The organism is Pseudoduganella ginsengisoli (genome assembly GCF_009720865.1).
Lineage (GTDB): Bacteria > Pseudomonadota > Gammaproteobacteria > Burkholderiales > Burkholderiaceae_D > Rugamonas > Rugamonas ginsengisoli.
On sequence record NZ_WNLA01000015.1, the window covers coordinates 169,294 to 179,700 of the forward strand.

Consider the following 10,407-nt stretch of genomic DNA (forward strand, 5'->3'; position numbering starts at 1 on the left):
GTTGCACAACTGTCTTATCAGCCATTTAAAAAGGCAATTGCACCTTTCAATGCTGTAGAGCATTATTGGCATAAGAAAGCATTTAATTCCGAGGAGCATCAGCTTACAGGGCTGGTTATGGACATGTTCGCGGTAGACGACGAAGTCGCACAGTGGGAAGTGGCGCTGCTCCCGCTGCGTGGCGCTGCGCGTTTGCCGCTGCTGTTGCCGCTGGCATGGCACATGCGCCAGCGCGACAGCGCCCGCGCCGACCAGCTGGCGGCGGAAGCGCAATCGCTGCTCGGTCCCGATGATGTGGCCGGCCGCGCCCGTATGCAGCTGGTGCGGGCCGAAGTGCAGTGGCTCAATGGCTCGCTGGACGCGGCCGAAGCGCAGGCACAGCAAGCGTTTGCCACCCTGTGCGCCAGCGGCGACCATGCCGGCTGTGCGGACGCCCACTGGCTGCAAGCATGGATTGCCATCGACCGGGGCGACCATGGACGGCGCGATACGGAACTGGAACTGGCGATGGCGGCGGCGGAAACGGCCGGCGATAGCAAACGCATGCGTATCATCGAAGCCGTGACGGGCCGCTGGGAAATCCTGCGCAATCCGACCGAGTCCCAATACTGGACCGAGCGCCTGATCCACAGCAATGGCCCCGACTTCCGTTTGCTGCCGCCGGATATCGCCACCTGGGTCAACGATTACTTTGGCATTGCATGCAGCCAGTCCGGCAATTTCGGCACGGCCGCCGGCCATTACATCCAGTGCTATGAAAAAGCGCTGGAAACGGGCCAGCTGCGCGCCGCCATTACTGCCGCCACCAATATCGGTGAAGACTATACCAACTTGAACAACCATCAGGCATCGCTGGAATGGATGCAGTGCGCGCTGGACTTGTCCCGCCCTACGGGCTGGCCCCGCAGCGTGGGCGCGAGCCTGATGCATACGGCCGACACCATGCGCCGCCTGGGCCGCATCGAAGCCGCCGAAGAATTGCTGCGCGAAGCGCTGGATATCCTCGCGCCCATATCCGGTGCGCGCAGCTATGCGATTGCGCTGCAATACCTGGGCGACCTGTCGCTGGATAAAAGCGATTACATGGGGGCGCTTGACGCCTTTACGCGGCTGGGCGCCCGCGCTGCCGCCCTGCAGCAGGCAGACTTTTTCACGGTGGCGAAACGGGGCCAGGCGCACGCACTGTCCGGCATGGACCGGCCCGAGGAAGCGCTGGCGGCCGCCCATGAAGCCGTGCGCCTGGCTGCCGAGCAAAACAATGTGTACCACGAGATCCTGGCGCTGCGCGTACTGGCCCTCATCCATCGCCGCCACCAGTTGCCGGCGCCGGAAGGCATGACGGAGCTCAATGCCAGCCTGCACTACCTGCACAAGGCCATCGCCGTAGGCGCCACCATCGATGGCTATACGCTGCCCGGCGAATTGCTGGACGCCGTGGCGCACGAATATGCGCTGGCCGGCAGTTACCAGCAAGCGTATGAAACGGCGCTGGCCGCGCGCGCCGCGTGGGACAAGACACACAGCGAAGAAGCCACCAACCGCGCTGTCGCCATGCAAGTGCACCATGAAACGGAACATGCCCGCGCCGAAGGCCAGCATCACCTGGAACTGGCGGCGCTTGAGGCGCGCCGCGCGGAATTGCTGCAGCAAACCAGCGCCACCCTGGAGCGCTTATCCGTGATCGGCCAGGAAATCACGGCGCACCTCGATGCCTCCGCAGTCTTTGACGTGCTGAACCGCCATGTGCAGGCGCTGCTGCCGGCCCACACGTTTGCCATTTACCTGCATGATGCCGCTGCGGCTGCGCTGCTGCGCGCGTTCGGGCTGGAAGGCGGCGCCCCGTTGCCTACGACCGTGATTGCGCTGGATTCCGCATCGTCGTATTCCGTGCGGGCGCTGCATGAACGGCGCGAAGTGTATGTGGAAGATTTATCGAAGAGCGACTTTTACAATGCCGTCCCGGGCACGTGCCATAACCTGTCCGGGCTGTATGTGCCGCTGCTGGCCGGCGACCGGGCGCTGGGCGTCATGACAGTGCAATCGCAAACCGTGTCCGCGTATGGCGAACGGGAGCGGCTGATTTTCCGTACCTTGTGCGCCTATGGCGCGATTGCGCTGGATAACGCGGAAGCGTACCGCCAATTGCAAAATGCGCAGACGCAGCTGGTGTCGCAAGAAAAGCTGGCGGCGCTGGGCTCGCTGATGGCAGGTGTCGCGCACGAATTGAATACGCCGATCGGCAACAGCCTGCTCATTGCCAGCACGTTGCAGCAAAAGACCGCTGAAATTGAAACACAGATGAATGGCGCGGGGCTGCGCCGTTCAGACTTGGCCAACTATATTGCCGACTCTAAAAAGGCGTCGGAACTCGTGATGCGGGGCTTGACCAGCGCGGCCGACCTCGTCAACAGCTTCAAGCAGGTGGCTGTGGACCGCACGACGGAACAGCGCCGCATGTTCAATTTGCAGCAAGTCACGCATGAAATCGTGGCCACGATGATGAACCGCATCCGCAATGCCAACCACGCGATTGAGTATGACGTACCCGACGGCCTGGCGATGGACAGTTATCCGGGGCCGTTTGGCCAGGTGATTGCCAACTTTATCAATAACGCGCTGCTGCATGCGTTTGAAAACCGGCAGCATGGGCAAATGAAGTTATCCGCCGCTCCGCACGGCGACAACCGCGTCGTCGTCACGTTCAGCGACAATGGCAACGGCATCGCACCCAACCATCTAACACGCATTTTCGACCCCTTCTTTACGACGAAACTGGGCCAGGGCGGCAGCGGCCTGGGCCTGTCGATCAGCTATAACATCGTCACGTCGCTGCTGGGCGGGCAAATCTCGGTAGCCAGCGGTCCGGACGGCACCACCTTTACGCTGGAGCTGCCCCTGACTGCCCCCGAGCATGAAGATTCCGGGCCCGCCGCGATTTATCACTGACGTAGGCCGGATTACGCGGGCCAAAGCCCGCTATTCCGGCCTACATAACCGGTATAGCAGCATTTCCACCATCGTTACAATTTCGCCGTATAATGTTTTGCTAAGCTGGCGATACAGGCACCCCCGCCTCTGTCGGCGCCCAACTACGTTGTCATTATGTCTACCGCAAAACCAATCCGGCATTACCTCCAGTTTTCCGACTTGTCGTTGGAAGAATATGAATACGTAATCGAGCGCGCAAACATCATCAAGCGCAAGTTCAAGAACTATGAGCTGTACCACCCGATGGTGGACCGCACGCTGGTGATGGTGTTCGACAAGAACTCGACCCGCACCCGCCTGTCATTCGAAGCCGGCATGCACCAGCTGGGCGGCGCGGCCATTTACCTGAACACGCGCGACAGCCAGCTGGGCCGTGGCGAACCCGTGGAAGACGCCGGCCAGGTAATGTCCCGCATGTGCGACATCATCATGGTGCGTACCTTTGGCCAGGAAATCATCGAGCGTTTCGCTGCGTATTCGCGCGTGCCTGTGATTAACGGCCTGACCAACGAACACCACCCATGCCAGGTGTTTGCCGACATCTTCACGTATTACGAACACCGCGGCCCGATCAAAGGCAAGACGGTAGCGTGGGTGGGCGACGCCAACAATATGCTGTACTCGTGGCTGCAAGCCGCGGAAATCTTTGGCTTCCACATGAACGTGTCGACGCCGAAGGGCTACGACATGGATATGAAGCTGGTCAATACCCAGCGCTACACGTTTTTTGACAACCCGGCCGATGCCTGCGAAGGCGCCGACCTGGTTAACACCGACGTGTGGACCAGCATGGGTTATGAAGCGGAAAACGCGGCGCGCCTGAAAGCGTTCGATGGCTGGATCGTCGACAGCGCGAAAATGGCGCGCGCCAAGCCCGATGCGCTGTTCATGCACTGCCTGCCTGCCCACCGCGGCGAAGAAGTGTCGGCCGACGTCATCGACGGCCCGCAATCGGTGGTGTGGGATGAAGCGGAAAACCGCCTGCATATCCAGAAAGCCCTGATTGAGTTCCTGCTGCTCGGTCGGCTGGATCAAAAATAATTTTCTAGAGGAAAAACTATGAGCGATGTAAAAAAAGTCGTCCTCGCCTACTCCGGCGGCCTGGACACCTCCGTGATCCTGAAATGGCTGCAGGATAACTACAAGTGCGAAATCGTCACCTTCACGGCTGACCTGGGCCAGGGCGAAGAACTGGAACCTGCACGCGCCAAGGCACTGAAATTCGGCATCAAGCCGGAAAACATTTACATCGATGACGTGCGCGAAGAATTCGTGCGCGACTTCGTGTTCCCGATGTTCCGCGCCAATACCGTGTACGAAGGCGAATACCTGCTGGGTACGTCGATTGCCCGCCCACTGATCGCCAAGCGCCTGATTGAAATCGCCAACGAGACGGGCGCGGACGCCATCTCGCACGGCGCGACCGGCAAGGGCAACGACCAGGTGCGTTTCGAACTGGGCGCCTATGCGCTGAAACCAGGCGTGCGCGTGATCGCGCCATGGCGCGAATGGGATTTGCTGTCCCGCGAAAAACTGTTGAAGTACGCGGAAGACGCGGGCATCGACATCGACATGAAGCACAAGAATGGCGGCGCCCCATACTCGATGGACGCCAACCTGCTGCACATTTCGTTCGAAGGCCGCCATCTGGAAAACCCCAGCGCGGAAGCCGAAGAATCCATGTGGCGCTGGACCGTGTCGCCGGAAGCGGCGCCGGACGCACCGGAATACCTGGACATCGAATTTGAAAAAGGCGACATCGTTGCCCTGAATGGCGTGCGCATGTCGCCCGCCACCGTACTGACCGAACTGAACCGCTTGGGCGGCAAGCACGGCATCGGCCGCCTGGACCTGGTGGAAAACCGTTACGTTGGCATGAAATCGCGTGGCTGCTACGAAACCCCTGGCGGCACCATCATGCTGAAAGCGCACCGCGCCATTGAATCGATCACCTTGGACCGCGAAGTGGCCCACCTGAAAGATGATTTGATGCCACGCTACGCTTCGCTGATCTATAACGGCTACTGGTGGGCGCCGGAGCGCGTTGCCCTGCAAACGCTGATCGACCACACGCAGCAGACCGTGAACGGCTGGGTGCGCGTCAAGCTGTACAAAGGCAACGTCATTGTCGTGTCGCGCGATTCGAAGACGGATTCGCTGTTCGACCAGACCATCGCCACCTTCGACGAAGACGGCGGCGCCTACAACCAGGCCGATGCCGGCGGCTTCATCAAGCTGAATGCACTGCGTATGCGTATCGCTGCAAACGCACGCCAAAAGCGCGGCCAGTAATCGCTAGCCGCTTGATGCTGGGGCCACCTTCTGGTGGCCTTTTTTTATTGTCCACCGTTTTGTTTTCGCCAGCGCTACACTTTGATATCCATCAAGGAGACATGATGAAAGACTTGCGAATCAAAACCAAGCTGGCCGGCGGACTGGGGACGATGATCGTGTTGCTCCTGTTGCTGCTGGCAGTGGCCTACACCAATTTCAACCGTCTGTCCGACGCCAATGAATGGGACCGCCATACACGCGAAGTCTTGCAAGAGACTGACCAGGTTGCCGTATCCATGCTGCAAATCCAGAATTCCACGCGCGGCTTTGATTTGACGGGGAATGAATCGCTGGTGGAAACCCTTCCCCACGAAGAAGCATCGCTGCACGCGCACCACGCCAACCTGGTGCGGCTGACCGCCGACAATCCTAACCAGCAGGCACGCTTGCAGCGCCTGGGTCCGATGTTGACCAGCTGGCTGCAAAACGTCATCCATCCGCAACTGGAGCGGCGCCGCGAATTGAACAAGAAGACTGGCGCTGCCCTGGCTGCCGTCACGACACAGGAATTGCTGAACAGCGCCCATATCGTGGCTGAAATGCGCAAGCTGATCGACGAAATGAATGACGAAGAAGCCCGCTTGCTGGCGTCCCGCTCCAATGCCACGCGCGAATTGCAGCTGGCGCAAAAGTGGCTGCTCGGTGGCGGCGGCGCCGTGGTGGCGCTGCTGGCTTCCTTCATCGGCTGGCTGCTGGGCCGCGCGCTGCTGCAACCGCTGAATACGCTGCTGCTGGCGGTCAGCCGTATCGGCGCGGGGGAACAGGCGGCGCGCGTGCAAGTCGTGTCCGATGATGAGCTGGGTGAAGTTGGCCATGCGTTCAACCGCATGGCACAGGCGATTCAAGACAACATGCAGCGCGAACAGGCCGCCACCAATGATTTGCGGGCCAAGGTCGATGCCCTGCTGGCTACCGTATCGAAAGCTGCATTGGGCGATTTGACGGGCAAGATCACTGTCACGGGCGACGACGCCATTGGCCGCCTGGGCAATGGCTTGGCCACCATGCTCGACAACTTGCGCACCTTGCTGACCAATGTGCAAAAAGCCGGCATCCAGGTCACGACGTCGGCCACGGAAATCGCCGCCTCGGCCAAGCAGCAGGAAGCCACCGGCGTGGAACAGGCGCAAACCAGCGTGGAAGTATTGGCCACCACCAAGGAAATTTCATCGAATACGCAGCAATTGCTGAAGACCATGGAAGATGCAACCTCCGTGGCGGACTACACCACCACGGCCACGGCGGAAGCGCAGGACAATTTGCTGCGCATGGACCAGACCATGCAGCACATGGTGAGCGCCACGGATTCCATCAATGCCAAGCTGGCGGCCCTGTCGGAAAAAGCCAGCAATATCAACAGCGTGCTGGCCACCATTACCAAGGTGGCGGACCAGACCAATATCCTGTCGCTGAATGCTGCCATTGAAGCGGAAAAAGCCGGTGAAGCGGGCCGCGGCTTTTCTGTCGTGGCAACGGAAATCCGCCGCCTGGCAGACCAGACTTCCGTGTCCACATGGGATATCGAACAAATGCTGAAAGAAATGCAGTCCGCAGTCTCCGCCAGCGTCATGGGCATGGACAAGTTTTCCGAAGAAATCCGCCGCAACGTGGCCGAAGTGCGGCAAGTGGTGGAACAGTTGACGGGCGTGATGAGCCAGGTGCAAAAGCTGGCGCCGCAATTTGACGCGGTACTGCAAGGCATGCAGTCGCAAGCGGTGGGCGCGCAGCAAATCTCGGAAACCATGATGCAGTTGAACGATGCCACGCAGCAGGCCGTGGATTCGCTGAAATCCACCAGTGAAGCCGTGCACCAGCTGCAATTTGCCGCCAATGATTTGCAGTCCAGCGTCGCGACTTTTACCGTCAATTCTTAGCAGCCAAACCCAGCCGTACATGGCACAATGCGCCTTGTCCTATACGGAGAAGACATGTTCAACAACCTGAGTATCAAGAAAAAACTGTACCTGGGATTCGGCGCCATTCTCATCATCCTGCTGATCTTGCTGACAGTTTCCTACAACAACTTCGTGCGTTTATCGGATGCCGGCAAGTGGGACAGGCACACGGCGGAAGTAAGCCAGACAGCGGACCATATTGAAAACACGGTGCTGGAAATCCAGGCCGTGGCGCGGGGCTTTTTCTTGAACGGCAATGAGTCGGGTATTGCCGGGCTGCCCCAGTTGGAGCAAGAGTTGCGCAAGTCCACCGCCAAGTCCGTGGAACTGACTGCGGACAATCCCACGCAAAACAGCCGTTTCCGCCAGCTGGAAGCCATGACGTCCGGCTGGATCGATAACCACGTCAAAAAACTGGTGGCGCAGCGCCGTGCGCTGGGCGACGCGCCAAATGCAGCGGACCAGATGGGCCACTCCGCGCTGTTGAAGGATGCCTTTGCCGCGATTGCGGGCATGAACAAAGTGCTCGATGAGGCATCCGCTGAAGAAGCGCGGCTGGCTGACATTCGCGCAAAAAATACGGCGGCGCTGCAAGAGAGCATGCTGACGGTGCTGGCTGGCGGCGGCGCGCTGTGCGTGGCGCTGGCTGCCGGGATTGCTTATCTGCTGGTAAAGGCGCTGACGGCGCCGATCGGCAATTTGACGCATGCCGTCAGCCGCCTGGCGGCGGGTGAACAAGGCGCGCGCGTGGAAGTGATCTCCGGCGATGAACTGGGCCAGGTCAGCCATGCGTTCAACCGCATGGCACAGGCGATTCAAGACAACATGCAGCGCGAACAGGCCGCCACCAATGATTTGCGGGCCAAGGTCGATGCCCTGCTGGCTACCGTATCGAAAGCTGCATTGGGCGATTTGACGGGCAAGATCACTGTCACGGGCGACGACGCCATTGGCCGCCTGGGCAATGGCTTGTCGACCATGTTCGACAACTTGCGCACCTTGCTGACCAATGTGCAAAAAGCCGGCATCCAGGTCACGACGTCGGCCACGGAAATCGCCGCCTCGGCCAAGCAGCAGGAAGCCACCGGCGTGGAACAGGCGCAAACCAGCGTGGAAGTATTGGCCACCACCAAGGAAATTTCATCGAACACACAGCAATTGCTGAAGACCATGGAAGACGCGACCGCCGTGGCGGACTACACCACCACGGCCACGGCGGAAGCACAGGACAATTTGCTGCGCATGGACCAGACCATGCAGCACATGGTGAGCGCCACGGATTCCATCAATGCCAAGCTGGCGGCCCTGTCGGAAAAAGCCAGCAATATCAACAGCGTGCTGGCCACCATTACCAAGGTGGCGGACCAGACCAATATCCTGTCGCTGAATGCTGCCATTGAAGCGGAAAAAGCCGGTGAAGCGGGCCGCGGCTTTTCTGTCGTGGCAACGGAAATCCGCCGCCTGGCAGACCAGACTTCCGTGTCCACGTGGGATATCGAACAAATGCTGAAAGAAATGCAGTCCGCCGTCTCCGCCAGCGTCATGGGCATGGACAAGTTTTCCGAAGAAATCCGCCGCAATGTGGCCGAAGTGCGGCAAGTGGTGGAACAGTTGACGGGCGTGATGAGCCAGGTGCAAAAGCTGGCGCCGCAATTTGACGCGGTACTGCAAGGCATGCAGTCGCAAGCCGTGGGCGCGCAGCAAATCACGGAAACCATGATGCAGTTGAACGATGCCACGCAGCAGGCCGTGGATTCGCTGAAATCCACCAGCGAAGCCGTGCACCAGCTGCAATTTGCCGCCAATGATTTGCAATCGAGTGTCGCAACCTTTGCCGTCAATGTATAAACCAGTATGAAACTGCTCGTCTTCCACATTGGTCCTGACCGCTACGGTTTGCCTTTGAAGCAAATCCGGCGCGTGCTGCCCTTGATGGAATTGAAGCAAGTCCCACTGGCGCCCCCTGCCGTGGCCGGGCTGATGAACTTGCACGGCCAGCCGGTGCCGGTGATCGACCTGGCACGGCTGGCCGGTTATGAGGCCAGTGCGGAACACTTTGATACCCGTATCGTGCTGTCCGATTACACGGCGCCCGGCGGCGCCGTGCACGCGCTGGGTTTGCTGGCGGAGCGCGTACTGGGTGTGCAGGAAGTCAACGATGCGCAATTGATGGATCCAGGCGTGCGCGCCGCGCCATTCCTGGGCAAAGTCAGCGGTCATGCGGGTGGTGGCCGGGCCGGCATGGTGCAGCTGGTGGTGCTGGACCAGCTGTTGCCGCCTGACGTGCGGGCAGCGCTGTTTCCTGAGGAAGCGCCATGAGCGCGCAAGCCATGATCCGCCAGGCCACCGGCTTGAACGTTTCCCGCGCCGAGGCGGACCGCGCGGTCCGCCAGCGCATGGGCCGCATCGGGGAAGTCAACCGCGACCATTACCTCGCCACGCTGTCGCCGCATGAATTGGCGGAACTGGTCGAATTGCTGGTGGTGCCGGAATCGTGGATGTTCCGCGATCCCGAAGCGTTCAAGGCGGCCGTCAGCTATGTGCAGGCCCGGCTCGCGTATGACCCGCGCCCCGCGCGCATCTTATCGCTGCCCTGCGCCGGCGGCGAAGAACCATATTCGATGGCTATGGCGCTGTTTGATGCGGGCGTGGCGCCAGCCAGCTTCGCCATTGATGCGATCGACCTCAGCTCTGCCTGTGTGGCCCGCGCGCGCGCGGGTGTGTATGGGCGCAACGCATTCCGCAGCAATGACCTGACGTTCCGCGACCGCTACTTCACGATGGCCGGCGACGACAGATACCGCATCAATGACCCTGTGCGGGCCCAGGTGCGCATCGCCCAGGGCAATTTGCTGGCCATGGATACGTCTTTGTACGCCGGATATTACGACGTGATCTTTTGCCGCAACTTGCTGATTTATTTTGACAAGCCCACTACGGCGGACGCCATCGCGCGCCTGTCCGCTATGCTCGACGATGACGGCGTGCTGTTGGCCGGCTATGCGGAAGTGCCATCCTTCACGCGGCAAGGGTTCACACCGCTGCCGCACCGTTACGCATTTGCACTGAAAAAAGACCGCGCCCCGGCGCCGCGCTATGCATCGCTGCAGCAGCCGGGCGAGCCAGCGCCGCCCCGGGTGCAAGCGGAGCGCCGCACGGCGCCTCGGCCTGCAGTGCCGCCCCACCCGGC

7 protein-coding genes are annotated in these 10,407 nt (G+C 60.4%); all 7 read left to right on the top strand.

Annotated features, from left to right (window positions below; genetic code table 11):
* The first annotated feature begins 123 nt into the window (after positions 1 to 123).
* Positions 124 to 2,946: an ATP-binding protein gene (locus tag GM668_RS20590; protein ID WP_229499608.1), complete on the top strand. Its 2,823-nt coding sequence runs from the start codon at positions 124 to 126 to the stop codon at positions 2,944 to 2,946.
* A 156-nt stretch (positions 2,947 to 3,102) separates the two neighbouring features.
* Positions 3,103 to 4,029 carry an ornithine carbamoyltransferase gene (gene argF / locus GM668_RS20595; RefSeq protein WP_155440827.1) on the top strand — a complete coding sequence of 309 codons (927 nt, stop codon included), beginning with the start codon at positions 3,103 to 3,105 and terminating at the stop codon, positions 4,027 to 4,029.
* An 18-nt stretch (positions 4,030 to 4,047) separates the two neighbouring features.
* Entirely contained in the window at positions 4,048 to 5,280 is a 1,233-nt protein-coding gene (locus tag GM668_RS20600) for an argininosuccinate synthase (RefSeq protein WP_155440828.1), read from the top strand.
* A gap of 104 nt (positions 5,281 to 5,384) precedes the next feature.
* Positions 5,385 to 7,196, top strand: a complete 1,812-nt coding sequence (locus tag GM668_RS20605; protein ID WP_308506834.1) for a methyl-accepting chemotaxis protein — start codon at positions 5,385 to 5,387, stop codon at positions 7,194 to 7,196.
* A 54-nt stretch (positions 7,197 to 7,250) separates the two neighbouring features.
* Positions 7,251 to 9,065: a methyl-accepting chemotaxis protein gene (locus GM668_RS20610; RefSeq protein ID WP_155440830.1), complete on the top strand. Its 1,815-nt coding sequence runs from the start codon at positions 7,251 to 7,253 to the stop codon at positions 9,063 to 9,065.
* A 6-nt stretch (positions 9,066 to 9,071) separates the two neighbouring features.
* On the top strand, positions 9,072 to 9,536 hold the full coding sequence (locus GM668_RS20615) for a chemotaxis protein CheW (protein WP_155440831.1): 465 nt from the start codon (positions 9,072 to 9,074) through the stop codon (positions 9,534 to 9,536).
* Positions 9,533 to 10,407: CheR family methyltransferase (locus GM668_RS20620; protein WP_155440832.1), on the top strand; the 875-nt coding region annotated here is incomplete at its 3' end. The genes GM668_RS20615 and GM668_RS20620, both read left to right, overlap by 4 nt.